The organism is Gallaecimonas mangrovi (assembly GCF_003367375.1).
Lineage (GTDB): Bacteria > Pseudomonadota > Gammaproteobacteria > Enterobacterales > Gallaecimonadaceae > Gallaecimonas > Gallaecimonas mangrovi.
The window spans coordinates 1,124,700-1,149,276 of the sequence record NZ_CP031416.1 but is presented as its reverse complement, the minus strand read 5'-3'; the positions used below and the strand labels follow the sequence as shown (position 1 = coordinate 1,149,276).

General features: G+C 53.5%; 29 protein-coding genes. 16 read left to right on the top strand and 13 right to left on the bottom strand.

All coding sequences use genetic code 11. The features are described 5' to 3' along the window. Window positions 1-2 precede the first annotated feature (2 nt). The 5 genes from DW350_RS05435 (at window position 3) to DW350_RS05415 (ending at window position 3,475) form a co-directional block, all read left to right on the top strand. Window positions 3-638: an alpha/beta fold hydrolase gene (locus tag DW350_RS05435; RefSeq protein WP_115717903.1), complete on the top strand. Its 636-nt coding sequence runs from the start codon at window positions 3-5 to the stop codon at window positions 636-638. Between the two features lie 19 nt (window positions 639-657). Next, window positions 658-1,227, top strand: coding sequence for a GNAT family N-acetyltransferase (locus tag DW350_RS05430; RefSeq protein ID WP_192954819.1), 570 nt, complete (start codon window positions 658-660; stop codon window positions 1,225-1,227). An 80-nt stretch (window positions 1,228-1,307) separates the two neighbouring features. Then, on the top strand, window positions 1,308-1,919 hold the full coding sequence (locus DW350_RS05425; RefSeq protein ID WP_115717901.1) for a GNAT family N-acetyltransferase: 612 nt from the start codon (window positions 1,308-1,310) through the stop codon (window positions 1,917-1,919). After that, a complete protein-coding gene (locus DW350_RS05420) occupies window positions 1,900-2,352 on the top strand; it encodes a GNAT family N-acetyltransferase (protein ID WP_226911396.1) in 453 nt (150 codons plus the stop codon). Before DW350_RS05425 ends, DW350_RS05420 begins: the two co-directional genes overlap by 20 nt. 136 nt (window positions 2,353-2,488) lie before the next feature. Continuing rightward, the gene (locus tag DW350_RS05415) at window positions 2,489-3,475 is read left to right on the top strand and encodes an META domain-containing protein (RefSeq protein ID WP_115717899.1); all 987 of its coding nucleotides are present in this window, start codon (window positions 2,489-2,491) and stop codon (window positions 3,473-3,475) included. Between the two features lie 42 nt (window positions 3,476-3,517). Here DW350_RS05415 and DW350_RS05410 read toward each other — a convergent pair whose 3' ends face one another. Beyond that, window positions 3,518-4,621 carry a citrate/2-methylcitrate synthase gene (locus DW350_RS05410; RefSeq protein ID WP_115717898.1) on the bottom strand — a complete coding sequence of 368 codons (1,104 nt, stop codon included), beginning with the start codon at window positions 4,619-4,621 and terminating at the stop codon, window positions 3,518-3,520. Window positions 4,622-4,731: 110 nt separating this feature from the next. Between DW350_RS05410 and DW350_RS05405 the strand changes: the two genes are divergently transcribed. Together DW350_RS05405 and DW350_RS05400 are read left to right on the top strand one after the other, a co-directional pair. Further along, complete coding sequence (locus DW350_RS05405) at window positions 4,732-5,613, top strand: LysR family transcriptional regulator (RefSeq protein ID WP_115717897.1); 882 nt, start codon at window positions 4,732-4,734, stop codon at window positions 5,611-5,613. 50 nt (window positions 5,614-5,663) lie between these two features. Beyond that, window positions 5,664-6,194 carry a hypothetical protein gene (locus DW350_RS05400; RefSeq protein WP_115717896.1) on the top strand — a complete coding sequence of 177 codons (531 nt, stop codon included), beginning with the start codon at window positions 5,664-5,666 and terminating at the stop codon, window positions 6,192-6,194. Here the strand turns inward: DW350_RS05400 and DW350_RS05395 are convergent. Further along, entirely contained in the window at window positions 6,191-6,583 is a 393-nt protein-coding gene (locus DW350_RS05395; RefSeq protein ID WP_115717895.1) for a phosphate-starvation-inducible protein PsiE, read from the bottom strand. The two genes, DW350_RS05400 and DW350_RS05395, sit on opposite strands and share 4 nt — an antisense overlap. Window positions 6,584-6,719: 136 nt before the next feature. Here DW350_RS05395 and DW350_RS05390 point away from each other — a divergent pair, with 136 nt between their 5' ends. Both DW350_RS05390 and DW350_RS05385 read left to right on the top strand, forming a co-directional pair. Further along, a complete protein-coding gene (locus tag DW350_RS05390) occupies window positions 6,720-7,064 on the top strand; it encodes a PilZ domain-containing protein (protein WP_192954818.1) in 345 nt (114 codons plus the stop codon). A gap of 39 nt (window positions 7,065-7,103) precedes the next feature. Beyond that, a complete protein-coding gene (locus DW350_RS05385) occupies window positions 7,104-7,433 on the top strand; it encodes a hypothetical protein (protein WP_115717893.1) in 330 nt (109 codons plus the stop codon). Between the two features lie 25 nt (window positions 7,434-7,458). Here DW350_RS05385 and rlmM read toward each other — a convergent pair whose 3' ends face one another. The 4 genes from rlmM to DW350_RS05365 are packed head-to-tail and all read right to left on the bottom strand — an operon-like array spanning window position 7,459 to window position 10,403. Then, the gene (gene rlmM, locus DW350_RS05380; RefSeq protein WP_115717892.1) at window positions 7,459-8,526 is read right to left on the bottom strand and encodes a 23S rRNA (cytidine(2498)-2'-O)-methyltransferase RlmM; all 1,068 of its coding nucleotides are present in this window, start codon (window positions 8,524-8,526) and stop codon (window positions 7,459-7,461) included. Then, a complete protein-coding gene (locus tag DW350_RS05375) occupies window positions 8,523-8,894 on the bottom strand; it encodes a DUF423 domain-containing protein (RefSeq protein ID WP_115717891.1) in 372 nt (123 codons plus the stop codon). Before DW350_RS05375 ends, rlmM begins: the two co-directional genes overlap by 4 nt. After that, window positions 8,894-9,487: an alpha/beta fold hydrolase gene (locus tag DW350_RS05370; RefSeq protein WP_115717890.1), complete on the bottom strand. Its 594-nt coding sequence runs from the start codon at window positions 9,485-9,487 to the stop codon at window positions 8,894-8,896. The genes DW350_RS05375 and DW350_RS05370 overlap by 1 nt, the downstream gene beginning before the upstream one ends. Continuing rightward, complete coding sequence (locus DW350_RS05365) at window positions 9,474-10,403, bottom strand: transcriptional regulator GcvA (RefSeq protein ID WP_115717889.1); 930 nt, start codon at window positions 10,401-10,403, stop codon at window positions 9,474-9,476. Before DW350_RS05365 ends, DW350_RS05370 begins: the two co-directional genes overlap by 14 nt. A gap of 198 nt (window positions 10,404-10,601) precedes the next feature. On the opposite strand from DW350_RS05365, the gene DW350_RS05360 reads away from it, so the two are divergent. Further along, the gene (locus DW350_RS05360; protein ID WP_115717888.1) at window positions 10,602-10,829 is read left to right on the top strand and encodes a hypothetical protein; all 228 of its coding nucleotides are present in this window, start codon (window positions 10,602-10,604) and stop codon (window positions 10,827-10,829) included. 45 nt (window positions 10,830-10,874) lie between these two features. Here the strand turns inward: DW350_RS05360 and DW350_RS05355 are convergent, their stop codons facing one another. Next, entirely contained in the window at window positions 10,875-11,762 is an 888-nt protein-coding gene (locus DW350_RS05355; protein ID WP_192954817.1) for a LysR family transcriptional regulator, read from the bottom strand. 106 nt (window positions 11,763-11,868) lie between these two features. On the opposite strand from DW350_RS05355, the gene DW350_RS05350 reads away from it, so the two are divergent. After that, window positions 11,869-12,372 carry a phenolic acid decarboxylase gene (locus tag DW350_RS05350; RefSeq protein WP_115720570.1) on the top strand — a complete coding sequence of 168 codons (504 nt, stop codon included), beginning with the start codon at window positions 11,869-11,871 and terminating at the stop codon, window positions 12,370-12,372. Between the two features lie 39 nt (window positions 12,373-12,411). Here DW350_RS05350 and kdsA read toward each other — a convergent pair whose 3' ends face one another. The 6 genes from kdsA to hemA form a co-directional block, all read right to left on the bottom strand. Continuing rightward, window positions 12,412-13,257 (bottom strand): 3-deoxy-8-phosphooctulonate synthase, encoded by an 846-nt coding sequence (gene kdsA / locus DW350_RS05345; protein WP_115717886.1) that lies wholly within the window; start codon window positions 13,255-13,257, stop codon window positions 12,412-12,414. Between the two features lie 9 nt (window positions 13,258-13,266). Beyond that, complete coding sequence (locus tag DW350_RS05340; RefSeq protein WP_115717885.1) at window positions 13,267-14,514, bottom strand: DUF819 family protein; 1,248 nt, start codon at window positions 14,512-14,514, stop codon at window positions 13,267-13,269. A 19-nt stretch (window positions 14,515-14,533) separates the two neighbouring features. Next, window positions 14,534-15,337: a transglutaminase family protein gene (locus tag DW350_RS05335; RefSeq protein WP_115717884.1), complete on the bottom strand. Its 804-nt coding sequence runs from the start codon at window positions 15,335-15,337 to the stop codon at window positions 14,534-14,536. 180 nt (window positions 15,338-15,517) lie between these two features. Next, entirely contained in the window at window positions 15,518-16,348 is an 831-nt protein-coding gene (gene prmC / locus DW350_RS05330; protein ID WP_115717883.1) for a peptide chain release factor N(5)-glutamine methyltransferase, read from the bottom strand. Then, window positions 16,345-17,436, bottom strand: coding sequence for a peptide chain release factor 1 (gene prfA / locus DW350_RS05325; protein WP_115717882.1), 1,092 nt, complete (start codon window positions 17,434-17,436; stop codon window positions 16,345-16,347). Before prfA ends, prmC begins: the two co-directional genes overlap by 4 nt. Then, window positions 17,433-18,692 carry a glutamyl-tRNA reductase gene (hemA, locus tag DW350_RS05320; RefSeq protein ID WP_115717881.1) on the bottom strand — a complete coding sequence of 420 codons (1,260 nt, stop codon included), beginning with the start codon at window positions 18,690-18,692 and terminating at the stop codon, window positions 17,433-17,435. Before hemA ends, prfA begins: the two co-directional genes overlap by 4 nt. A 94-nt stretch (window positions 18,693-18,786) precedes the next feature. Here hemA and lolB point away from each other — a divergent pair, with 94 nt between their 5' ends. From lolB to DW350_RS05295, 5 genes are all read left to right on the top strand, one after another. Beyond that, window positions 18,787-19,344 carry a lipoprotein insertase outer membrane protein LolB gene (gene lolB, locus DW350_RS05315; protein WP_192954816.1) on the top strand — a complete coding sequence of 186 codons (558 nt, stop codon included), beginning with the start codon at window positions 18,787-18,789 and terminating at the stop codon, window positions 19,342-19,344. Then, window positions 19,329-20,177, top strand: coding sequence for a 4-(cytidine 5'-diphospho)-2-C-methyl-D-erythritol kinase (gene ispE, locus DW350_RS05310; RefSeq protein ID WP_115717879.1), 849 nt, complete (start codon window positions 19,329-19,331; stop codon window positions 20,175-20,177). The genes lolB and ispE overlap by 16 nt, the downstream gene beginning before the upstream one ends. 59 nt (window positions 20,178-20,236) lie before the next feature. Continuing rightward, window positions 20,237-21,181, top strand: coding sequence for a ribose-phosphate pyrophosphokinase (locus tag DW350_RS05305; protein WP_115717878.1), 945 nt, complete (start codon window positions 20,237-20,239; stop codon window positions 21,179-21,181). Between the two features lie 385 nt (window positions 21,182-21,566). Then, a complete protein-coding gene (locus DW350_RS05300) occupies window positions 21,567-22,898 on the top strand; it encodes a M28 family metallopeptidase (protein WP_226911395.1) in 1,332 nt (443 codons plus the stop codon). 102 nt (window positions 22,899-23,000) lie between these two features. Continuing rightward, the gene (locus DW350_RS05295; protein ID WP_115717877.1) at window positions 23,001-24,557 is read left to right on the top strand and encodes a glucan biosynthesis protein; all 1,557 of its coding nucleotides are present in this window, start codon (window positions 23,001-23,003) and stop codon (window positions 24,555-24,557) included. The last annotated feature ends 20 nt before the right edge of the window (window positions 24,558-24,577 follow it).

The following is a 24,577-nucleotide window of genomic DNA, read 5'->3' as shown; positions in this document are numbered from 1 at the left end:
CTATGAAACGCGAAACGGTGATATTGCTGCACGGCCTGGCCCGTAGTGAAAAATCAATGTGGAAAATGGCAAGAGCCATGGGAAAGGCCGGATTCTATGTCATTAACCAAGGGTACGATTCGCGCCACCACGATGTGGCTTCGCTGGCACGCCATGTACTGCCACAGGCATTGCACCAGGTAAAGCCCGGCCACCGCGTGCACTTTGTCACCCATTCCTTGGGCGGCATCTTGTTACGCCAATACCTAAAGCATCACCCCATCGAAAACCTTGGCCGGGTAGTCATGCTTGGCCCCCCCAATCAAGGTTCACAAGTGGTAGACAAGCTGAAGAAAATGCCGGGTTTTTATCACTTAAACGGCCCGGCCGGCATGGAACTGGGTACCGACGGCGTGGTAACCCGTTTGGGCCGCGCCAATTTTGAGCTGGGGGTGATCGCCGGCAGCCGCAGTATTAATCCGGTATTGTCGATGCTGTTACCCGGTGCCAACGACGGCAAAGTTACCGTTGCCAGCACCCGCTTAAAGGGCATGAAGGCACATTTAACCTTGCCGGTATCGCACCCTTTTATGATGCGAAGCCCCCAGGTGATAGCCCAAGTCATTCATTTTTTGTTGTTTGGCCGCTTTGATAAGTAACGGGCAAAAGGAGTTTGCGGTGCCGCCACGTTTTATTGACAGCTTCCCGCCCCTAAGGAGCCAGCGGTTAGCGATTTCACCGCTTGGCGAAGCTGACTTAAAGGCCTTTAGCGACTACCGCGCCCGGCCTGAGGTGGCCCGTTATCAAGGCTGGGGCACTGATTACCAACTAAAAGATGCCGAGGCGCTTTACCGCCAGCAGCTATTGCTGCCTTTTCCGAGCGCCGACACCTGGTATCAGCTGGCGATACATAACCAGCAGCAGCAACTGGTTGGGGATTTAGCCCTGCACTGGCTAGACAATCAGAGCTGCGAAGTCGGCTTTACCCTGGCCCCTGCCCACCAAGGCCAAGGTTATGCCACCGAAGCGTTGCAATGCCTGCTTGGCTATCTATTTAAGCTGCGCGCCATCAAACAAGTTACGGCGCTAACCGATGCCCGCAATACGCCATCGGCGGCGGTACTGGCACGCTGCGGCTTTAAAAGCCGCGACAAAGTGGCGCAAAAGGCCTTTTTTAAAGGCCAGTGGTGCGACGAATACCATTACCAACTTAGCTACGCCCAGTGGCAGGCCAATAACAGCAATTAATAAAAAACAGCCAAGCCCCTTGCCAGCCAGGGATTTTCTGAGTGTAAAATAGCCACATTCGTTTCCACGGAAGGCCCTTGATGTCTTTTACTTCCCCCGTTGTCCTCACCGGCCAGAAAGTCCAGTTAGAACCGCTTAAAGAAGCTCACCTTGAAGGTTTAAAGCGCGCCGCCGCAGACGGTGAAGTTTGGCGTTTGTGGTATACCCGGGTGCCTAATCCAGAGCAAATGGCTGAAGAAATTCAGCGCCGTTTGGCGCTGCACCAAAGTGGTTCCATGCTGCCGTTTGCCCTTCGCAACCAAACAACAGGCGAGCTTTGCGGCATGACTACCTTGATGAATATCGATGCCAAAAACCATCGGGTAGAGATTGGTTCCACCTGGCTGGCCGCCAGCGCCCAAAACACCGGCATTAACACCGAAGCCAAGTTGTTGCTGTTAGGCCATGCTTTCGACACCTTAGGCTGCATTGCCGTGGAATTTCGCACCCATTTTATGAACCACCGCTCTCGCGCCGCCATTAGCCGCCTTGGCGCCAAACAAGACGGTATTTTGCGCAATCACCAATTGATGCCAGACGGTAGCTACCGCGACACAGTGGTGTTTTCCATTATTCATAACGAGTGGCCAGCAGTACGCCGCAACCTTAACCACTTGCTGGGACGAAATACCCTTGAAGATAATCAGCGTTGATCCGTTAAGCCCCATTGCCACAGAACTGATGGCCGAACTGAGCGAAGTACTGGCCACCATTACCGGCAGCGACGGCACCAATTCCTTTGATGTCACCGAAATGAAGCAACTGGAATCCATATTCGCCCTGGCCTTTGACGATGAAGGCCGCGCTATTGGCTGCGGTGCCATTCGGCCCTTTAGTCCGGGGACTGGCGAAATCAAAAGAATGTATGCCCGTAGCGGCACCAAAGGTGTGGGCACTGCCCTGCTGCAATACCTTGAGCAGCAAGCGCTGCGTATCGGCTACCAACGGTTGTGTTTGGAAACCCGCAAGGTCAATGAAAGGGCGGTGAATTTCTACCAGGCCAAAGGCTATGACGTTATTGATAATTACGGCCGCTACCAAGGCCGGGACGATGCAGTTTGCTTTGCCAAAGCATTGGTCGCTTAAAACGCTTTGGCGTCATTGGCCATAAGAAGCGCCAATATCGAAGCGCTTGCACTGATACGGCTATCACCTAGGCTTATCACTACACCCTATTGATTTATCGGGTGCTTTTATCGATACATGCACTAAGGAGAGAGGCATGTTAACGCTAAAAATGGCGGGCTTGGCCGCTTTGGCGCTGTTCGTCGCCGCCTGTTCCACCACGCCCCCACCCAGCCAATACCACAGCACCTTACCCAGCACTTTAACCGGGCAAATGACCTACAAGGCCCGCATAGCGCTGCCGCCACAGGCCTATGCGGTGGTCGACGTTATCGATGCCAGCGGCCAACCCTTGGCCGAAAAAGCCTGGCCCCTCGATGGCAAACAGGTGCCACAGGCGTTTGCCATCAGCTTGCCAGACGGCGGCCAGGCGCCCTTTAAGGTACAGGCACAAATTTTTGTAAACGCCCGCCCGGCTTGGCTAACCCCCTGGCTGACCGTAACCCCGATGAGCAACAGCATCGACATGGGTGAAATTCTGCTCGCTCCGGCCCCGCCGGGGGCTTTTTCGATGGCATTAAGCTGCGCCAAGCACTATGTCAGTGTTGGCTTTACTCCCGACAGCATGCAAATACATATCGACGGCAAGCGCTACGACATGAAACAAGTTGAGGCGGCCTCCGGTGCCCGTTATCAGGCAACAACAGAACCCGGCACTGTGCTTTGGAACAAAGGCAGCAAAAACTGGGTTACCGTCAAAGGCCAGTCTCTCCCCGATTGCAAAACGGTTGGTACCCTAAGCACCCGGGCACTTACCGGTAAAACCTGGCAGGTAGAAGACATCAATGGCGCTGGCATTATTGATAGCAGCTTGGTCAGCCTGAGCTTAAACAGCGAAGGGCGTTTGGTTGGCAAGGCTTCTTGTAATAACTTTTACGGCAGCTTTTCAGCTAGCGGCGATAACTTTGAGGTACAAGGCTTGGCCTCTACCCAAAAGATGTGTACACCGGCGCTGATGGATCAAGAACAAAAATTTCTGCAAGCCCTAACCGATGCCCGCCACTTTGCCTTTACCAATAAAGGCGCGCTAATACTCTTTGGCCCAGGCGGCGGTAGTATCAAAGCGGTGCTTCAAAAGCCTTAAAAAAAACGCCCGCATAAGCGGGCGTTTTTAGTGGTGCCAACCTTATTTACCCACGTACTGAGCACGGGGGCGAATAAGGCGAGGGTCTTGGTTAAATTCGTAGAAGTGGGCACACCACCCTACAACCCGGGAACAGGCAAACAGTGAGGTAAAGAAGCGTTCTTCAATGCCCAGCGCCAAGTAAACAGCACCTTTGTAGAATTCGAGGTTGGCATAAATTTCTTTGCCTTTCTTCGCAAATTCCACCTGGCAGGCTTCTTCTACCGCCACCAAGGTTTCCATCAGCTCTTGGTATTGGCTGCCTTCACAGAAGTGGCGAGCCATGGGTTTGAGAATACCGGCCCGGGGGTCAAGACGGCGGTATTCGCGGTGGCCCATACCCATAATTTTCACTTTGTTGGCCAGGGCATCATTCACCCAAGCGGCGGCTTTTTCAGGGCTGCCAATTTGACGGGCCATTACCACTGCGGCTTCGTCAGCGCCGCCATGCAGCGGGCCGGACAAGGCGCCAAGACTACCACCAACACTGGCGGTAAGGTTGGCTTTGGTTGATGCCACCACACGGCCGGCAAAGGTACCGGCATTAAAGCTGTGGTCCATTTGCAGGATTTGTACGGTTTCTAAGGCACGTACCGCATGGGCGCTGGGCTGCTCACGGTTAAAGGCATACAGCAATTTTTCGCAAAAGCCTAACCCTTCGGGCAGTTCGGTAACGGCGCCAAACTGGCAGAGGTTATGCCAGGTGCGCACCACTGCCGATTGCTTGGCCGTTAATACCAGGGCTGATTCCAGGTGTTCGGGGAGAAAGTCAGGAAGCGGCTCACGGGCTTGGGTGTTGGTGATAGGTGCTAAGGCTTGCAGCACAGCCATCGGGTGCAGGTCACGGCCTAACTGCTCTAATACCCGCAGTTCAACCGGACTTAATTCAGATTCGCTGGCCAGCCACTTATCAAAGGTCTGGGCCTGGGCTTCGGTGATTTCCTTATCGGCCAACACCAGCGCAATAACAGCGGCTAACGATTGCTTGCTCAGGTCGTTAATGTCTTTACCACGATAACTCAACCGACCGATGTCGCCTTCGACATTGGAAATGGTTGTAGCGCCTACCAGCACCCCTTCAAGGCCAATATTGATCTCTGTACTCATAGGGTCCTCGCATTTATTTATGATGTATTTATTAGTGCGCGGATATTAAATGCCTCCTCATGTTGTTAATCTAATCAAACTAAATAACCAAACGATAAGGCAAACTTATCATGCGATTGGAAACGGGCGAGCTACGTACCTTCCACACCCTGGCCCGCACCGGCGGTTTTAGGGCCGCAGCGAAAGACCTTTATTTGACCCAATCGGCGGTGAGCCAATCAATAAAGCAGCTTGAAGCCAAGCTCGGCCAACCCCTGGTAACCCGCGACCGGCCGATTAAGCTCACCGCCGCTGGCCGCCGCTTATACCGCTACGCCGATGACGTGCTGCGCCAAGAGCAATTGGTGCTGGGGGATTTATCACGGCTGGCACGGGGCGCCAACCAGCAGCTGAGTGTGGCTATCGACAGCACCAACAACCGTTTTGCCGGGCCCGACCTTATTGCCCAGTTTTCCAAGCAATGGCCAGAAACGCGGCTGAGGATCATTGAGCAGCCGTCGCGAGATATTGTGCAAACGGTAATGAGCGGCGAAGTTGAGCTGGGCTTAGGGCCTTTTGAAACCCGCATGCGCCAGTTTGAAACCATTCCAATTTATGAAGAAACCCGGCGGCTGCTGATTAGCCCGCGCCACCCGCTGCACCAACCGATGATGACCCCGGCAGAACTGCAAAAAATGCCACTGGTGGTGTCGTCGCTAGACGAGCCTGACCAGCGGCCTTATGCCGAGAAACTGCGCGACAGGTTTCAGATGATTTGGCAAATCTCCAGCCTTAACCTGCGGTTAAACCTTATCGACCGTGGTTTGGCGGTGGGTTACATCAGTGACAAGGTGATTAGCGAGCTGCCGCAGGTGCAGCATTTAAGGCCGTTGGATGAGTTCGACTTTGCCGCCATTCAGCGCCAGGTGGGACTATTTTTCCGAAAAGGCCGCGATTTAAGCCCGGCGGCGCTCGATTTTATTGGCCTATGTAAGGATTACTGGCAGCACTGAGCAAAGGTTCCATAATGAGAAAGACCTAACGGCAATACCAAGGAGAGGTTATGCGCGTCTTTTCACCGCTATTGTTGCTACTGCTTTGCAACAGCGCCCTTGCCGCCAATGTACAAGACACTTTCTTTAAACATGTCAGCTCCTTATGTGGGCAAACCCTGATTGGTGCCGTCACTAAAGATGAACCCAAAGATCCGGCATGGAGCGGCCAAACCCTTAGCTTAACCTTCAAAGACTGCAGCCAAAGCGAAGTGGCAATGGAGCTTAGCAATGGCAACAAAAAGCCGCTGTTGATGATTTTACGCCGCGCTAGCGACAACCTGCAGTTAGAGCATCGCCACCAATTGCCCGGCGGCGGCGAAGGCAACATCAGCCGCTTTGGTGGCCGCACCAAAACCTTAGGCACCAGCACCGCCCAAACCTTTAGAGCCGATGCGATATCCCAGGCTTTGTTTATTGAACAGCAACGGCCCCAGGCTACCCATAATGTCTGGACGCTGCGCTATGAAAACAACACCTTTACCTATCAGCTAACCCGGCCGGGGCGTACCTTGGTGGCCATTTTTCACCCCGCCCTTTAATCTTTGTAAGGATAGGGAAGCTTGATGTGGCCATAACGGATAACCAGCACCGTGATGGCAAGAATGAAGCCCGCCCCCGCCACCACCAAAATGCGCCAGTTGTCCATTTCCTTCATATCCAGAATCAGGTATCGCGCCAACGCCACTATGGCAATGTAAAGCGGCATGCGAATCGGTAATTTTCCCGACTCCAAATACAACGACACCATGGCCAACACTTCTAGGTAAATAAACAGCAGCAGTAAGTCTGCCAAGGTGACGTCTTTGGCCACCACCATCGAACACACTTCAGAGCCGATGAGGATCAAGGTAGCGATGGCTACAATCACCAAAACCAGGTCCTGAACCATCGCCAGGCTGTTTTTACCCAAGGTTTGCAAGCGGTTCATCCCGGTTCCTTATCCTAAAAAAGGTTCGAATCTTCACCCTAGTGGCAGCTTAAGGCACAATCAATCACTTATATTTAAAGTTGCTCTAGACCCTAGTCGCTCCCTTTTGTCGTCAGCACCAGATAGTAGGTACCTTGTGAACCCACCTAAACGCCGCCAACAACTTCGGCACCCCCTTCGCCACCCTATTCCGGTTTTAGTGCGCCATCGCAGTCTGCGCCGCCGTGACGTGAAAGTGGTGGAAGGCATGTTGCTTGATGCCAGTGAAAATGGCATGGGCATTTTGGTGATGGAACCAGTAGAACTGGCCAGCCGTTGCAGCGTTGAGATCTGTGACGAAGACCAGCCCGAGCGCTTTCGCGGCGAAATTTGTTACGCCACCAAAACCGACTACGGCATTCGCCTTGGTATCATTCTCGAAGACGACAGTGCCGACCGCTTTTTCGCTTACCTCGGCGAGATTAAAGCAGAGCTAGAATAAGCCTCTAAACTGGGGGCATACCTTTATAAAGGAGACCCCATGGCCCATAAATTCCGCCAGGAACTGCGCTTAGCCGTTGGCACCCCTATTCCTGCCCTGGTAATGCAAAACGAATTCACCACCGAAGGTGTGTTGTTTGATGTTGGCGAAAACAGCATGGGTATCGTTGTGGTTGGCCATTTTAAAGACCGGGGCCTAAAGGAATGCGTGGTGGAGATTTGTGACAACACCAGCCCTTGTTGCTTTCGTGGTGAGCTGCGTTATGTAGCAGAAACCGACTATGGCCTGCGCTTGGGCATTAGCCTTTATGATGAGAACGACCAACCCTTGCTGGTTTACCTTGATTCCATCGGCGCTAACATCAAATAAAAAAGCCCGCTTAAGCGGGCTTTTTTTACTTACGGCTTAAGTGCACCGTGATTTCTTCGCGGTCGTAATAAAGGTGCTTGGCGGCTAAGCGATATGGCACGCCGGCTTTATCCAGCCGCTCGTAAATAAGCTCCAAACACTCTTCCACGGTGTGAAAACGGCGTTTAACCGGCAATTTAAGGTTAAAAATGGCCTCTATACACCACTCGTCGATAAACCAATCGCACATCAGGTTGGCAACCCGTTTCGGGCTTTCAATCATGTCGCACACCAGCCAATGCACATTGTGCTTTTTCGGCAGCCACTTAAAGCCATCTTCACGGATATGTTTTACCTGGCCGCTATCAAGCAGTTTTTGGTCCATGGGGCCGTTATCAACGGCGCTGACCATCATGCCTTTTTGTACTAACTGATAGGTCCAGCCACCGGGCGCCGCGCCAAGGTCCACCGCATTCATACCCGACTCCATGCGCTTTTCGCGCTGGGTTTTCGACAGGAAGTAATGAAAGGCTTCTTCCAGCTTCAGGGTTGAGCGGCTGGGGGCGTCTTTGGGAAATTTCAGCCGCATGATCCCCATCAGGTGCGGATAATGGTTTTTGGGCTGAGAGTAACCAATAAAGGCGCTGTCGGTGCCGGTAAAACACACATGCATTACCGGCTTGGCGCTATGTTCCTTCGCCGTCAGCTTGCCAGCCTTTTTGAAAAACGCCTTCATTGGCGTGGCAATGGAACGGCACAGTCGGTTGAGCTCTTTACCTTCGTTGGTATCAAGAGTTTCAACCCACAACTGGCCGCATTCGGGCATGTCTTCTGCCACCGCCATATAAAGCGGATTGAGGCGGTCGTCGGTAGACATCTCCAATACCTGCGGCGCCACCCGGATCATCTGCCTGGCAAAAATCAGCTTATTAACCGGTAACTGGCTCAACAATTTAGCGCTATCGGCAGGGTCGTAGCACTCAAACAGTACGTAGCCGGTATTACCCTTGACGCGGGCAAAACCGTACACCTCACGCTCGGCAGCACGGGCCTCAATTTCCTGAGCACATTCCCCTTCAAAACCGGGGCGACAATAGAGCAAAAGGTGCTTCACAAGGTCTCCTTGAGGGCCGTTACCATCAATGCCAACCAACCCAGGATCAAACAAACGCCACCGATCGGCGTGACGGGGCCAAAAAACTTAATGTCGGTCAGCCCTAAAAAATACAGGCTGCCAGAAAACAACAAGGTGCCAACGGCAATCAGCCAAGCGCTGGTGGTTAGCCAAGGGCTGTTAATACGAGTAGCAAGCAGCACTAAACCGATAAGGGTAATGGCATGCAGCATTTGATAGCGCACCCCGGTATCTACCACCTCAACCATTTCGGCGCTAACTAACTTTTTCAAGCCATGGGCGGCGAAAGCCCCCATCGCTACCCCGGTTGCGCCATAGAAAGCCGCAACAGCCAAAATAAACCGCATCAGCCGTTCTCCTTGATAAAGGCCAGCATGGCGGCAGCTGCCTGTGCAAGGTTGCCTTGCTCGGTATAACCGCTACGTTTTCGCGGCTTAAAGCTATGGTCGCCATCGGGCAAAAAACTCACCGCAACGCCGAGGCCATAGCTGGCCACTTCGTCGCGGGCGCCAAAGGTATCCCGCTCCCCTTGCAGGATCAAGGCGGGCGTGGACAAATTTTCGATAGGCTCAAGGCGCAGTTTGTCGGGCTTACCGGGAGGATGAAAGGGATAGCCTAATGCCATTACGCCATTAACCTTTTGACCTTGCTGGTAAAGTTCGGCGGCAAGATTCATCGCCACCCGGGCGCCAAGGGATTTCCCCGCCAAAAAAAACGGCCCACTAATGCCGCGACAATGTGCCTTCATGGCCTCAACCAGTACCGGCATTTTATCCGGTGGCCGCGGTTTACCCGCAGCAATGGCCTTTTGCATATAAGGAAAATCGAAGGTCACCACCTCAATGCCTTCGGCCACTAACGCGGCCTTGATGCTTTGCATAAAAGGGTGCTGCTGGCCGGCGCCACTGCCATGGGCCAACACCAACTTAACCTGCGACATGCATGTCCTCCGGCAACAACTGTTCTTCTTCGACTTTGACCAAAGACAACACCCAGTCACGGAAGGCAACAATTTTCCCTTGCTCGGCCTGGGACTGCTGGCAGACCAGAAAATAGGCATTAGGGGAACGCAACACTTCTTTAAAGGGGCACACCAAGCGGCCAGCGGTGATATCTGGCTCGGCCAGCACCGAGTGGGCAAGGGCGACCCCTTGGCCGTACATCGCCGCCTGAAGCACCATCGCCGAGTGCGAAAAAATAGGGCCTTGGTTGACCTTAATCAGGTGCGACAGCCCTAAATTTTTCACCCAGGTTTGCCAGGCCTTGCGGCTGCCATCGTGCAGCAAGGTGTGATTGGCTAAATCTTCTGGCTTTTCTAGCGGCTTAGCCCCTGACAACAAAATGGGGCTACACACCGGCAGCAAATATTCGGTTTGCAGGCGGTCGGCTCTTAACCCAGGCCAATAGCCACGGCCGTAATAGATGGCGATATCGACATCGTCGGTCAAGCCGCCTTCTTCTGTTTCGGTGGCTTTAATACGCACATCAATATCTGGGTGCGCTTCGGCAAAGCGCGCCAGCCTTGGCACCATCCATTGAATGGCGTAGCTAGGCTGCATCGCCACCGTCAGGGTGCCTTTGGCGCTACGAGCCAGTACCCGTGCGGTCGCCTCAGCGAGGTTGGCAAAAATATCTTTAATGTCGAGGTAGTAGCCTTGGCCTTCTTCGGTCAGCAACAAGGAACGGTTACGACGCTTAAAGAGCTTCAGACCCAAGTGATCTTCAAGGCTTTTAATTTGGTGGCTAATGGCCGCCTGGGTCACAAACAGTTCTTCGGCAGCGCGGGTAAAACTTAGGTGCCTAGCCGCAGCTTCAAAAGCTTTAACGGCGTTTAACGGCGGCAGTTGACGGGCCATGGGCAAATCCTGGCTTTACATAAATTTTTCTAATGCTTGGCTATTATATTTCATCGTTTGAAAAACCACCAACCGAAAACTATATTGGCGTCACTTTCTGGGGCATTTACTTTGAAAACGGGTAGTTAGACTTTTCCCCGTAGTGCCATTCAAAGCGCTCCAGACCTTTCTCGGATTGAAGCTTTTTTGAGGTGAACTATGTTATTTGCGGGTCTAATTGCCGCCACCGCCCTGACCGTAATGCCGGTGGACAAACCAGAACCTATTCATGCCCCTGTCACTGCCTCCATCAGTGATATGGCCAAGAACATCAATGCCGCAGTTGCTGCTATCGACGTGCAAAAGCACCAAGACAGCCAGTCTAGCCGCACCATTGACGTCGCCGTGGTTGAGCTGCCTCAACACGCACAGCAACAAACGCAGTAAACTTTTCCCAAACCAACGTTTTGCCCGGCACCTTGCCGGGCTTTTTTATGGCGACGTTGCGCTGAGCGCCACCACCGAGGCCAAAATCGTGTCGGTTAACGCGGCAATGGTGCTGTCATAGCGCGCACTGGCACTTTTCACAAAATAAAGCGATGTCAGCCGCGGTGGGAACTGCAGCGCATCCACCTCTTGCAAGGTCCCTTCTGCCAGCAACGCTGCTACCGCATGCGCCGGTAACCAGCCGTAACCCAATTGCTCTAACACCGCATCTATTGCCGAGCTAATGGCATTAAAAAACCAGGAGCTTTGCTGCTTTCCCGCCAGCTGCGTGTGCTTATCCACCACTTGGATCAGCGGATAACGGGTTAAATGCGCGGGGCGAAGCGAGCTAGGCACTGCCATTAACGGGTGGTCTTTATGGGCCACCAAAACAAAGGGCACCGAGGTGACAAAGGTCTTTTCCAGCTTGCTATTGTCGGCCAAGCTCACCAGATACAAGTCGCCATTTTGCTCGGTAATTTGCAGCATCCCCTCATCTTTAATGCTTTCAATGACGTGTACCTGAGTGTGGGGAAACTGCTGGTGAAAACGCTTTAGCCCAGCAAAGAGCGGTGCTTTAGGGAAAATACTGTCGACCACCAGATTCACAAAAGGCCGGTCGCCAGCCTTTAACGATGCCGCCTGGCGCTCTAAATCCTGCCAGCTGTCCATGAGCAAGGTGGCCTGTTCCAGCAGTAACTGCCCTTGGGCGGTTAACTCCAGCTTTCGGCCTTTAAGGGTTAGCAATGTTACCCCTAACCGTTCTTGCAGCTTATTTAACTGGTAGCTCACTGCTGGCTGGCTGCGGTTATTATGCTCAGCGGCCCGGGCGATAGAACCGCAGTCAATCACGCTTTTTAGCAGCGCCCATTGTTCCAAGGTGGTGGTGAACATATAAAAAATCTCTATATTTTTTATAAAAAAATAGCGTTTTTTATAAAATAGATAAAGGCATAACCTAACATCATTCAAACGAAAACAACGATAAACAGGAGAGGTTATGTTTGATAAAACTGATTTAACCGGCATTATTGGCAAACACTTGGTTTATACCTACGACAACGGCTGGAACTACGAAATTTACGTGAAGAATGCCGAAACCTTGGATTACCGTATTCATAGCGGCATTGTTGGTAACCGCTGGGTAAGAGACCAAAAAATGTATTTGGCCCGAGTGGGTGAAGCGGTTTACAAAATTTCCTGGACCGAACCTACCGGCACTGATGTCAGCCTGATAGCCAACCTTGGCGATAAGGTTTTCCACGGCACCATTTTCTTCCCGCGCTGGGTGATTAACGAGCCGCAAAAAACGGTGTGCTTCCAGAACGACCACATTCCCTTGATGCAGTCTTATCGCGATGCAGGCCCGGCCTACCCCACTGAGGTGATTGACGAGTTCGCCACCATTACTTTTGTTCGCGACTGCGGCGAAAACGATGAAACCGTTATCAGCTGCGCGGCAAGCGAACTGCCAGCCAACTTTCCAGAAAACCTAAAAGCTTAAAAAAAGCCCGGCTACTAGCCGGGCTTTTTTTACAACCACTTAGCCACGGGTATCTAAGGGCGCGAAGGATTTAACCAGGTCATCCACTGCTTTCATCTGGCTAAGGTAGCCTTCAAGCTTGTCCAAGGGCAGCGCGCAAGGGCCGTCACAAAGGGCTTTATCAGGGTCTGGGTGCGCTTCAATAAAGAGACCGGCAATACCCAGCGCCATACCGCAGCGGGCCAGCTCTGCCGCCTGAGCACGGCGGCCATCGGCGCTATCACTGCGGCCACCGGGGCGCTGCAAAGCGTGGGTGGCGTCAAAAATAACCGGCACATCAAAGTGCTTCATTTCATCCATGCCCAGCATATCAACCACCAGGTTGTTGTAACCAAAGCTACTGCCACGCTCACAAAGCATGACGGTGTTATTACCGGCTTCAACAAACTTCTTCAGGATGTGGCGCATTTCATGGGGCGCTAAAAACTGCGGTTTTTTAACGTTGATAATGGCGCCGGTTTTGGCCATCGCCACCACTAAGTCAGTTTGGCGGGCCAAAAATGCCGGCAGCTGAATAACGTCGCACACTTCGGCTACAGGGGCAGCCTGGTAAGGTTCGTGGACGTCAGTTATCACCGGCACCTTGAAGGTGTTTTTGATTTCTTCAAAGATTTTCAGGCCTTCGTCCAAGCCCGGGCCACGGTAAGAATGCACGCTGGAGCGGTTGGCCTTATCAAAGCTCGCTTTAAAGACGTAAGGAATACCAAGGCGGCTGGTTACTTCCACGTAGTGCTCGCAAATCGCCATCGCCAGATCCCGAGATTCCAGCACATTCATCCCCCCGAACAGGGTAAAAGGCTTGTGGTTGCCGACTTCAAAACCACCCAGTTGGATGTTCTCTTGCATGGTACGTCCTTAAAGCGAAATAAAATGCATCAGCTGGCCGCAAAGCCAAGCCATATAGGTGCCAAGCGCATATCCGAGCACCGCCAATAATACCCCTACCGGGGCCAGTGCCGGATGAAATGCGGAAGCTACCACAGGGGCCGAGGCGGCACCACCCACATTGGCCTGAGAGCCTACCGCCATATAAAACAGTGGCGCCTTGATTATGCGCGCTACAACCAACATCAAGGCGGCATGAAAAGCCATCCAGATAAACCCAATCACAAAGTAAATGGGGGTGTCTTTAATGGCCAGCACGTCCATCTTCATGCCAATGGTGGCCACCAGAATATATAAAAACACCGTCGCCACTTTTGACGCGCCAGCACCTTCTAAGCGCCTGGCCCGGGTGAACGACAATACCAAGCCAATACTGGTGGCGGTGACAATCATCCAGAAAAAGTCGGAATGCAGGCTGTAGCGTGCGCCCCAGGGCACATTGGCCACCATCCAGGGTGTAACCACGTCAGCCACCCAATGGGACAAGCCGGTGGCGCCAAAACCCACGGCAATAATCAGTATTAAATCGCGGGTGTCAGGAATTTTGGCGTGCTCGGCGTGGAAAGCCTGCACCTTGTTTTTTAACAGCTCAATGCCGCGGGTATCGGCGCCAATGCGCTTATCAATTTGCGTTGACCGTGAGGCCAGATAAAGCAGCACCGCCATCCAGATATTGGCGACAATGACATCGACCGTCACCATCACCGAAAAAATACCATTACCGACTTGGTAAACCTCTTTCATCGCCGCTTGGTTGGCGCCGCCGCCTATCCAGGAGCCGGCAATGGTGGTCATACCCCGCCATAGCGCTTCAGAGCCATCACCGCCGCTCAACAGCTCTGGGTCGAAAAAGCGCATCACCAGCAGCGCAATGGGCCCGCCCAGCACAATACCCAAGGTGCCCACCAAAAACATCGTTAATGCTTTTGGGCCCAGGCCAAGGATGGCTTTGAAATCAATGGACATACACAGCAGCACTAAGCAGGCTGGCAATAGGTAGCGCGAAGCAACGAAGTAAAGTTTGGAGTGGTCGCCGTCAATAATACCGGCGCTATTAAAAAGGGAAGGCAGGAAGTAACACAGCAGTAAGGCAGGAACAAATCGGTAGAAGGCTTTGAAATACCGATTTTCACAATGGCTGGTATAAAACACCAACCCCAGCAATACCGTTAATAACCCCAGAACCGTCGCATCATTTTGCAAGAGCGGCGTCTGCATCCATGTCTCCTTAAGGTGGCTAGTGTAAAGTCGCCTTACTGGTCGGCAGAGCCTTCATTTTACTTCTCAGAAGCGCACAGGCCGGATCGTCCGGGCAATGTTCAACAAAATAGCTTAAATCGTCCTTGGCTGGCACCACGCAATTGAGCTCGGCCAATAAATAACCGCGGTCACGAATAAGGTATGGGTCGTCTGGGCTTAGCTCGACCATCGCCTGCGTTACCTTCACCGCTTCCATCAAGCGGCCATCACGGGTCAAGGCTCCTTTGGTGGCTTTAAGCAGGCGCAGCAGCAACGCTTGATTACCTAAGGGCTCGGTATGTTTGTGTTGCAAACGCTGCCAGTTGCCTTTTAAGCCGCGCAGCCACAGTTCCAGCTCATCCAGCGGATGCCAAGCACCGGTAAGCGGGTCTAAAAAGGCATCTTGGCGCTGCGGGCTGGTTAGTAATAAATAGCCAGGAAAATCAATGGCATCAAGTGCCACATCTTGGCTTTCTGCAAAATATAGCAGCAATAAACCCAACGCCGCGGCGCTGCCCTTGCGGTCATGAATAACCGAGGTGAGCAAACAGCCCTGGCTGGTGAAGTGGCTGTTATCGCCACTAAAGGCTAGCTCATGGTAGAAAAAGCTCAGCAAACCATCGAGCTGCGCCTGTTTTTCCAGACCGCTGATGCGAATGCTCAACTGGTCGCGCCAAGCCAACAGACAGCTTTCAAAGCTACGCACATCTTGCTGCGACAGCTCTGCGGCAAGGTGCAGCGCCGTTAACACCGGCTTAGCGGAACGGGCCCCCAGACGGGCTTTTAAATCAGCAGACAGCATAGGATCAGCCCAGAACCGAGGAAGCAATAAACGGTAGCGGTTGGGCGTTTTTGCAAGCACTCGGCGCTACTGAGCCAGCAGCAATAAGATGGGATAACCGAGATTGACGAGCAAAAAACAAAAACGCCATTAAGAACGGGCCTTTACGCGAATGAACCGTCATTATACCGCATTTTGCTGCTATTTGTCTCGCCAGTGCCCCAAAGTCACCCTTTCCTGGCCACCCAAATCACGCTCGGTATGCACCGCAACAAAGCCGGTTTGTTGCAGTAACTGGCGCACCGCCGCGCCTTGGTCATAGCCGTGTTCCAGCATCAAAATACCGGGGGTTGTGAGGTAAGTGGGTGCTTGCTTGATAATGGCGCTAAGGTCGCTAAGGCCGGCCTCCTCGGCCACCAAGGCAGACAACGGCTCAAAACGTACATCACCTTGGCCAAGGTGGGGGTCGACAGGGTCGATATACGGCGGGTTAGAGACAATTAAGCCAAAGCGCTCACCGGCTACAGGTTCAAACCAGCTGCCTTCACGCACCTCAACCTGTACCTTGTGCCGCGCCACATTACGCCGCGCCAATGCTGCCGCTTGTGGCACCGTTTCCACCGCCACGCCCTGCCACTGCCGCTTATGGTGGCTAATGGCAATAGCAATAGCGCCGGTACCGGTGCCCAAATCTAAAAAGCGCAGCGGCGCATCACTGAGGTTCAGGGCTAAATCAACCAAGGTTTCAGTATCGGGCCTGGGAATGAGGGTGTGGCCGTTAACTTCCATGGCCAGGCCGTAAAATTCCTGCTCGCCGAGGATATGGGCTACGGGTTCGCCTTGCTGGCGGCGGGAAATAGCGGCTTCAAAACGCTGCTGGGCATCAACGGTAAGTGGGCGCTCACCAAAAGCCAGCAAGGTGGTATTGCTGACCTTGGCGGCATCCAGTAGCAACAGTTTGGCGTCGATATCGGGGGACTCGCCGCCCGCTAACGCTTGGCGGCCCCAGTTGAGCGCCTCACTGAGGGTCATGCTTGGCCCTGAGCCAACGCCGCCAGCAAATCGGCCTGGTGTTCTTGCATCAAGGGCTCAATCAACAAATCCAGGTTGCCTTCCATCACCTCATCCAAACGATACAGCGTCAGGTTGATGCGGTGGTCGGTTACTCGGCCTTGCGGATAGTTGTAGGTACGAATGCGCTCGGAGCGATCGCCAGAGCCAACCAACGAGCGGCGAGTGGCTTCTTCTACCAGGCGGCGCTTTTCGTCTTCCATGGCTTGAATGCGCGAAGCCAGCACCGACATCGCCTTGGCTTTGTTCTTGTGCTGGGAACGTTCGTCTTGGCATTCCACCACCACGCCAGTGGGAATGTGGGTAATACGCACCGCCGAATCGGTACGGTTAACGTGCTGACCACCGGCGCCAGAGGCGCGGTAAGTATCAATACGCAGATCGCCGCTATTGATATTCACCGCTTCAGCTTCAGGCACCTCGGCCATAATGGCCACGGTACAGGCCGAGGTATGAATGCGCCCTTGCGACTCGGTGGCAGGCACCCGTTGCACCCGATGGCCGCCGGACTCAAACTTAAAGCGGCCATAAACACCGTCGCCGCTAATAAGGGCAATCACCTCTTTAAAGCCGCCGTGTTCGGCATCGTTACTGGATACCACTTCCACCCGCCAGCGGCGCGCTTCGCAATAACGGCTGTACATACGGAACAGATCGCCGGCAAAAATACCGGCCTCATCACCGCCAGCACCGGCACGAATTTCCAAATAAACGTTGCGCTCGTCGTTGGGATCTTTGGGCAGCAGCAAAATTTGCAGCTCGTGCGCCAAGGTGTCGATTTGCGCCTTGGCGCCGTCAACTTCGTCTTGGGCCAGTTCACGCATTTCGGCGTCGTCGCCTTCGAGCATCTCGCGGGCGACCGCCAAGTCGTCTTGGGCACTTTTGTAACGGCCAAAGCAGCTGGTCACTTCTTCCAGCTGGCCAAATTCCTTGGACAACGCCTGGAAACGTTTTTGGTCGCTGATCACTGCCGGTTCCGACAGCAATGCCTGCACTTCTTCGAAGCGCTCCTGCAAGCTCTCCAGCTTGGCAAGTATCGATGGATTCATGGGTTTTCTCGATTATCCAGACCCAGCACGCCAGCGATGCTGTCTAGCCTGGCCAGATCTCCCGCCTTACCGGCTTCAGACAAAGCCTTGGTGGGAGCGTGAATTAGTCTATTGGTAAGCTGACTCGACAGTTTGTCGAGAATTTGCTGAGGATCGCCACCGGCGGCCAGTTGCGCTTGCGCTTTACCAAGCAATTCCTGGCGAATGGCATCGGCGTGGTGGCGATAATCACGAATATGGTCAACCGCAGACAGGCCTTTGATCCAATGGGCAAAAACCTGCACTTGCTCCAGCACCATCGCTTCGGCCTCTTGGGCCGCCGCTTCGCGCTTGGCGCGGTTTTCATCGATGATCTGCTGCAGGTCATCAACGGTGTATAAAAAGGCGTCGTCAAGCTCTGAGACTTCGCTTTCAATATCCCGCGGCACCGCCAAGTCAACAAAGAACATCGGCCGATGACGGCGGGCTTTAAGCGCTCTTTCCACCATGCCTTTACCGATAATGGGCAAGGGGCTGGCGGTAGAACCAATCACAATATCGGCTTCGTGCAGATTGTCAGGCAGGGCTTCCAAGGTCATCGCCTTGGCTCCCACCTGCTGCGCCAGGCTCTCGGCGCGAGCCAGGGTACGGTTTGCCACCATCAAATTGTGTACGCCCTGCTCTTTTAAATGCGTTGCCACCAATTCAATGGTTTCCCCGGCACCGATAAGCATCACTTTGGTGTCTGAAAGCGTGGGGAAAATATGGCGAGCAAGGGACACAGAAGCGTAAGCCACCGACACGGCGTTGGCACCAATCTCGGTTTTGGTGCGCACTTCTTTGGCGACTCGAAAACCGTGCTGAAACAACTTATCCAGCAATTGCGCGACGGTACCGGCTTGGCGAGCTTGGGTGTAGGCCTGTTTAAGCTGGCCAAGAATTTGCGGCTCGCCCAGCACCATCGAATCAAGGCCGCACGCCACCCGTAATAAGTGGCCGATGGCTTCATCACCTTGGTAAATGTAAAGGTAAGGCGTTAACTCATCGTCAGTTAGTTCATGAAACTGTGCCAACCAATGGCTTACTGTTTGGACATCATCGCTCTGACAAAAAATTTCGGTGCGGTTACAGGTCGACAATACAACCGCTTCTGCCATTCCCGGCAGTGCAGGCAATTCTGCCAGCGCACGGGGCAAGGAGTCTGGCCCGAAGGCGACTTTCTCACGCAGTGCCACAGGGGCAGTTGTATGGTTTAGGCCGATAGCCAGTAACGTCATGAAGCGGTGGGTCTCAAACAATTGGCGAGGCAATTCTACTGAAAATTATCCAGGCATGGAAACCAAAGCAAAGGCACCGGTATACTGCGCCCCTATGAAAAAAACACTTCTGTTGCTGTTGGCCAGCGTTTTATTAAGCGCCTGCGTCAGCCACCCCAAAGCCACCTGGCCCGCGCCAGATAAGCCCTTGGACCATTATGAGGTCACAGGGAAAGTGGCCATTCTAACCGATAAAAGCCGTGACTCAGCCAACCTTTATTGGCAACAAGATGAAAAAGACTATTACCTGCAATTAACCACTTTCCTCGGTACCCAGGTATTGGCCATGGAAAGTAAAGCCGGGCAAGTGAGCCTGACCAACCGCAATGGCACTTACCACGACACCGATGCCCAGCGGCTTCTGTACCGGCTTAGCGGCTGGCAAATTCCGGTGAATGACTTGCCGCAGTGGTTAAAAGGTAACGCCGGCGCTCAGGGGCAAATTGTCGCCAAAGACAAACAAGGCCGCATTGCCACATTGCAAAGCCAGGGTTGGACCATTCAATACCAAGGCTGGAGCAGGCAAGGCGGCAGAGAACTGCCCACTAAGCTTGATTTACGTAAAGACAACATTCGTATCAAATTGCAGATAGACCAATGGCAACCACGTTAACGCTGCCGGCGCCGGCCAAGCTGAATTTATTTTTGTTTATTAACGGCCGCCGCCAAGACGGCTATCACGAGCTGCAAACGCTGTTTCAGTTTGTTGATTTTGCCGACCAGCTGCATTTTACTGCCCGCAGCGATGACGCCATTTGTCTGTTAACTGAATTTGACGGCGTGCCGGCCGAGAGCAACCTGATTGTTAAAGCCGCCCGCCTGCTGCGCGAAAAAACCGGCTGCCAAAAGGGCGTGGATATTCGCGTTGATAAACGCCTGCCCATGGGCGGCGGCCTAGGCGGCGGCTCATCTAACGCGGCCACCACCCTGGTGGGGCTAAACCGGCTATGGCAAACCGGTGTTGATATCGACACCCTCGCCCAATGGGGATTAACCCTTGGCGCAGATGTCCCGATTTTTGTACGGGGTAAGGCCGCCTATGCCGAAGGCGTTGGTGAAATATTTACTGATGCCGCGCCGCCAGAGCCTTGGTACCTGGTGGTGGTGCCGCCGGTCGCCGTCAATACTGGCCTGGTGTTCCAAGCCGACGACTTAAAACGCGACACCCCAAAGCGGCCAATTACCTCGATCAAAGCCGCAGATTGGGCAAACGATTGCGAAGCAACTGTTTTTAAGCACTACAGCGTTATTGAAAAGGTTTTTTCGTGGTTGGTAGAATACGCGCCGGCAAGAATGACGGGTACCGGTTGCTGCGTCTTTGCAGAGTTCAACTCTCACGTTGCTGCCGTTGCTACCCAAGCGCTGCTGCCGCCCCAATGGCAGAGCTTTGTTGCCAAGGGTGTGAACCGCTCTCCACTGCACGAGCGGCTTGCAGTCTGCGACTGATTTGCAGGGCCGGTTTTTCCGGTCAAAACTGAACACACAATGCCCCTGAGGTTCTTACAGTGCCTGACATCAAGCTTTTCGCTGGTAATGCCACCCCCAACCTGGCGAAAAAGATCGCCGAACGCCTTTACATCCCTTTAGGTGATGCCGTCGTCTCCCGTTTCAGCGACGGTGAGATCAGCGTTCAGATTAACGATCACGTCCGCGGCCTGGATGTTTTCATCATTCAATCTACTTGCGCTCCCACCAACGACAACCTGATGGAGTTGGTGGTGATGGTCGACGCTTTGCGCCGTGCCTCCGCTGGCCGTATTACTGCCGTTATCCCCTACTTTGGCTATGCCCGTCAGGACCGCCGCGTGCGCTCTGCCCGGGTGCCGATCACCGCAAAAGTGGTGGCCGACTTCTTGTCTAACGTAGGTGTTGACCGGGTTCTTACCGTAGACTTGCACGCCGAACAGATCCAAGGCTTCTTCGACGTTCCGGTCGATAACGTCTTTGGTACCCCGGTGCTGCTTGAGCACATGAAAGCGCAAAACTTTGAAAAACCAATCGTTGTTAGCCCCGATATTGGCGGCGTAGTACGGGCCCGCGCCGTGGCCAAGCTGCTCAATGACACCGATTTGGCGATCATCGACAAGCGTCGTCCTCGTGCCAACGAAGCGCAGGTGATGAACATCATCGGTGATGTCAAAGACCGCGACTGCATCATCGTTGATGACATGATTGATACCGGTGGCACTCTCTGTAAAGCCGCAGAAGCCCTGAAAAATAACGGTGCCCGTAGTGTTTTTGCTTACGCTACCCACCCGGTATTTTCCGGCGGTGCGACCAAAAACATCACCGAATCGGCCATTGATCAGGTGATTGTTACCGACACCATTCCGCTGTCTGATGGCATCAAGGCCTGTGGCAAGGTTACCCAGCTGACCTTGTCAGGCATGCTGGCCGAAGCCATTCGCCGGGTGTCGAACGAAGAATCCATCTCGGCCATGTTTGAATAACAGTGCTGTTGATGAAAAAGCCGCACCCTGGTGCGGCTTTTTTGTACTTACCCCATAACAATTGCGTTTTTTAAGCCACCTTTTTATTTCAAATTATTGATAACTTTGCTCCAATGCCTAGACCCCGGTTCGCAAGGAGTAAAGATGAAAACCGCTTACCTTGGTGCGCTACTACTGGCCTCTGCCAGTATTCAAGCCACCGCTGCCACCCCAGCTTCAATCTCAAAGAATACCGTCAGAATGTTAAAACCCTGGCCTCCGACGACTTCGAAGGCCGCGCCCCATTGTCAGAGGCGAAGTTAAAACCATTCATTACCTAAAAAACGCCTTCATTAAGGCCGGGCTGCAACCGGGGTATAAAGGCAGCTATTTCCAACCGGTGGAAATGGGCCAGATCACCGCCAGCCAAAACATGACCCTGAAGGTAGGCAAGCAGGAATTTACCCCCGGCAATCAATTCGTGGCCGTTACCCAGCGCTACAGCAAACAAACCCAGCTCAAAGATTCCGACATGGTGTTTGTCGGTTATGGCATTCATGCCCCTGAGCTTGGCTGGGACGACTACAAAGGCATCGACGTTAAAGGCAAAACCGTCGTAATGCTGGTTAACGACCCGGGCTTTGCTACCCAAAACCCGAAACTGTTCCGTGGTAACACCATGACCTACTACGGACGCTGGACCTACAAATACGAAGAAGCGCTGCGCCAAGGCGCCGCTGGCGCACTGGTTATTCACGAAACCAAGGCCGCTGGTTACCCCTGGGGCGTAGTACAAAGCGGCGCTCAAGGTTCAAAATTCACCCTGCTGGACGCCAAAGACAATGCCGATAAGCTGGCCGTACGCGGCTGGCTGCAAAAAGCCACAGCCGAAAAAATCTTAAAAACGGCAGGCTACGACTACGCCAAGCTAAAAAGCGCCGCTGCCAAACCCGGCTTTAAAGCGGTGGATTTACATCTGGCCACCAACCTGACCATTAACAACACCCTTAAGCGCGGCACTTCTCATAACGTGGTGGGCATGATTAAGGGCAGTAAATACCCTGATGAAGCCATTGTGATCTCCGCGCATTGGGACCACCTTGGCCGCGATCCTAATCTCAAAGGCGACCAGATCTACAACGGCGCTGTTGATAACGCCAGTGGCGCCGCCGCCCTGGTAAGCCTGGCTGAGGCCTTTAAAGGCACCAAACCCGAGCGTTCTATTTACATCGTTTCTTTTACCGGTGAAGAACAGGGGCTTTTGGGCTCAACCGCTTTTGCCAACAACCCGCCGCTGCCCACCAAAGATATGGTGGCGATGCTGAATATGGACGGCATGAACGTCTCCGGTAAAGTGGATTACGCACTGCTGTTTGGCCGCGGCCAGAACCAGCTACAAACCTACCTTGCCGATGCCGCCAAGGCGCAAGGGCGCCATCTCAAGGATGACCCCAAACCGCAAGACGGTTACTATTTTCGCTCTGATCACTTCGCGCTGGCCCACAAGGGTGTACCCAGCCTGCTGTTTATGAGCCTGGGCGCTAATGATCCGGAATACATCGCCAAGCGTTATCACAAACCCGCAGACGAATACTCGCCGAGCTGGAACCTCAGTGGTACCGCGCAGGACATGGCGCTGATTTATGAAATTACCAATAAATTAGCAAACAGTAGGACCTGGCCGCAGTGGTATCCCGGTTCGGAATTTAAAGCCATCCGCGATAAAGACCGCCAATAAAGACCATAAGGCCCTGTAAAAAGGGCCTTTTTATTATGTTCAGTCTTTAGCCACCTTGGCTCAGGCACATTAGCTTCTACAGGTTTAAAACAGGGATCTTTTATGAAGACGATGACGGCCCTTTGCGTTGGCCTTGCTTTCGCGGCAAGTGCCGCCCACGCCGACGCCTTCAGTTTTGCAAGTCTTAAAGGAAAGGCGCGGGCCCTTGCCAGCAAGCCTTATCAAGGCAGCAAACATACCTTGCCTAAAGCGGTCGCAGACCTCACCTGGGACCAGCATCAATCTATTGTTTTCAAACACGACCAGGCGCTGTGGAGCAAACTGCCTAGCCATTTTCGGGCCGAGTTTTTTCACTTGGGCATGTATGCCAAAACCCCGGTAGAAATTTATGAGGTGGTTGACGGCAAGGCCCAGCTCATTCCATACAGCAAACGTTATTTTGATTACGGCAAGTCGGGCCTTGACCATAAAAAGCTGCCGGCTGATTTAGGTTTTGCCGGCTTTCGCCTGCACAGCCTGACCGATTGGCAGCGAGATATCGTCTCCTTCTTGGGGGCCAGTTATTTTCGCGCCGTCGGCTCCAACATGCAGTACGGCTTATCTGCGCGGGGCCTGGCGGTTGATACGGCCCTACCCAAGCCGGAAGAATTCCCGGTGTTCACCCGCTTCTATTTGGTGCGTCCTAAAAAAGGCGACGACACCGCCGAAGTTTATGCGTTGATGGACTCGAAAAGTGTGGCCGGGGCTTACCACTTCACCATTACCCCAGGTGAGCCTTTGGTGATGCATGTTGATGCGGCTATCTACCCACGTAAAGCCATAGAACGGCTGGGTATAGCACCCCTGACCAGCATGTTCCAAGTTGGCGAAAACGATCACCGCGCCGCCTGGGACTGGCGGCCAGAAATTCACGACTCAGACGGCCTGGCGATGTGGCGTGGTAACGGCGAATGGATTTGGCGGCCACTGACCAACCCGGCCACCTTGCATTTCAATACCTTTAGTGACGAAAACCCCAAGGGCTTTGGCCTGTTGCAGCGAGACCGCGACTTTGACCATTACCAAGACGATGGCGTTTTTTATGAAAAACGCCCCAGTCTTTGGATTGAGCCTGTGGGAAATTGGGGCAAGGGCACGGTGGATTTAACCGAGATCCCCACCATCGACGAAACCTTCGACAACATTGTTGCTTTCTGGCAACCGGCCCAGCCGGTCAAGCCCGGCCAAGAACTGCTTTACAGCTACAACATGTATTGGGGCGAGAAAATGCCCGAAAGCTCGCCGATGGCCAAGGTTACGGCTACCCGCAGCGGTATTGGCGGCGTTGTTGGCCAAAAGCGCGACCATTACAGCCACCGCTTTGTGGTGGATTTTCAGGGGGGCATCTTCGATATGCTGCCACTGACCGGGCCATCGGGGCTCAAAGCCGATGTTAGCGTTTCCAGCGGCAAGGTTGAACTGGTGTCGGTGCGGCCTATTGCCGGCCATAAAGGCTATCGTGCCCGCTTTGATTTGGTGCCCGGTAACGATACGGCGCCCATTAACATGCGGCTGTACCTTAAAAAAGGCGACAAGGCGCTGAGTGAAACCTGGCTTTACCAATGGACGCCGCCACCGATGCAGGCGCGCGACCTCAATACCCCGAACCTTAACCAATAAAAAAAGCCCCGCAGCGCGGG

What these genes read in the sequence shown, in the direction of transcription:
- DW350_RS05435 (WP_115717903.1), top strand. Translation starts at nt 3, where the DNA reads ATGAAACGCGAAACGGTGATATTGCTGCACGGCCTGGCCCGTAGTGAA.
- DW350_RS05425 (WP_115717901.1), top strand. Translation starts at nt 1,308, where the DNA reads ATGTCTTTTACTTCCCCCGTTGTCCTCACCGGCCAGAAAGTCCAGTTA.
- DW350_RS05415 (WP_115717899.1), top strand. Translation starts at nt 2,489, where the DNA reads ATGTTAACGCTAAAAATGGCGGGCTTGGCCGCTTTGGCGCTGTTCGTC.
- DW350_RS05410 (WP_115717898.1), bottom strand. Translation starts at nt 4,621, where the DNA reads ATGAGTACAGAGATCAATATTGGCCTTGAAGGGGTGCTGGTAGGCGCT.
- DW350_RS05405 (WP_115717897.1), top strand. Translation starts at nt 4,732, where the DNA reads ATGCGATTGGAAACGGGCGAGCTACGTACCTTCCACACCCTGGCCCGC.
- DW350_RS05400 (WP_115717896.1), top strand. Translation starts at nt 5,664, where the DNA reads ATGCGCGTCTTTTCACCGCTATTGTTGCTACTGCTTTGCAACAGCGCC.
- DW350_RS05395 (WP_115717895.1), bottom strand. Translation starts at nt 6,583, where the DNA reads ATGAACCGCTTGCAAACCTTGGGTAAAAACAGCCTGGCGATGGTTCAG.
- DW350_RS05385 (WP_115717893.1), top strand. Translation starts at nt 7,104, where the DNA reads ATGGCCCATAAATTCCGCCAGGAACTGCGCTTAGCCGTTGGCACCCCT.
- DW350_RS05375 (WP_115717891.1), bottom strand. Translation starts at nt 8,894, where the DNA reads ATGCGGTTTATTTTGGCTGTTGCGGCTTTCTATGGCGCAACCGGGGTA.
- DW350_RS05370 (WP_115717890.1), bottom strand. Translation starts at nt 9,487, where the DNA reads ATGTCGCAGGTTAAGTTGGTGTTGGCCCATGGCAGTGGCGCCGGCCAG.
- DW350_RS05365 (WP_115717889.1), bottom strand. Translation starts at nt 10,403, where the DNA reads ATGGCCCGTCAACTGCCGCCGTTAAACGCCGTTAAAGCTTTTGAAGCT.
- DW350_RS05360 (WP_115717888.1), top strand. Translation starts at nt 10,602, where the DNA reads ATGTTATTTGCGGGTCTAATTGCCGCCACCGCCCTGACCGTAATGCCG.
- DW350_RS05355 (WP_192954817.1), bottom strand. Translation starts at nt 11,762, where the DNA reads ATGTTCACCACCACCTTGGAACAATGGGCGCTGCTAAAAAGCGTGATT.
- DW350_RS05350 (WP_115720570.1), top strand. Translation starts at nt 11,869, where the DNA reads ATGTTTGATAAAACTGATTTAACCGGCATTATTGGCAAACACTTGGTT.
- kdsA (WP_115717886.1), bottom strand. Translation starts at nt 13,257, where the DNA reads ATGCAAGAGAACATCCAACTGGGTGGTTTTGAAGTCGGCAACCACAAG.
- DW350_RS05340 (WP_115717885.1), bottom strand. Translation starts at nt 14,514, where the DNA reads ATGCAGACGCCGCTCTTGCAAAATGATGCGACGGTTCTGGGGTTATTA.
- DW350_RS05335 (WP_115717884.1), bottom strand. Translation starts at nt 15,337, where the DNA reads ATGCTGTCTGCTGATTTAAAAGCCCGTCTGGGGGCCCGTTCCGCTAAG.
- prmC (WP_115717883.1), bottom strand. Translation starts at nt 16,348, where the DNA reads ATGACCCTCAGTGAGGCGCTCAACTGGGGCCGCCAAGCGTTAGCGGGC.
- prfA (WP_115717882.1), bottom strand. Translation starts at nt 17,436, where the DNA reads ATGAATCCATCGATACTTGCCAAGCTGGAGAGCTTGCAGGAGCGCTTC.
- hemA (WP_115717881.1), bottom strand. Translation starts at nt 18,692, where the DNA reads ATGACGTTACTGGCTATCGGCCTAAACCATACAACTGCCCCTGTGGCA.
- lolB (WP_192954816.1), top strand. Translation starts at nt 18,787, where the DNA reads ATGAAAAAAACACTTCTGTTGCTGTTGGCCAGCGTTTTATTAAGCGCC.
- ispE (WP_115717879.1), top strand. Translation starts at nt 19,329, where the DNA reads ATGGCAACCACGTTAACGCTGCCGGCGCCGGCCAAGCTGAATTTATTT.
- DW350_RS05300 (WP_226911395.1), top strand. Translation starts at nt 21,567, where the DNA reads ATGGGCCAGATCACCGCCAGCCAAAACATGACCCTGAAGGTAGGCAAG.
- DW350_RS05295 (WP_115717877.1), top strand. Translation starts at nt 23,001, where the DNA reads ATGAAGACGATGACGGCCCTTTGCGTTGGCCTTGCTTTCGCGGCAAGT.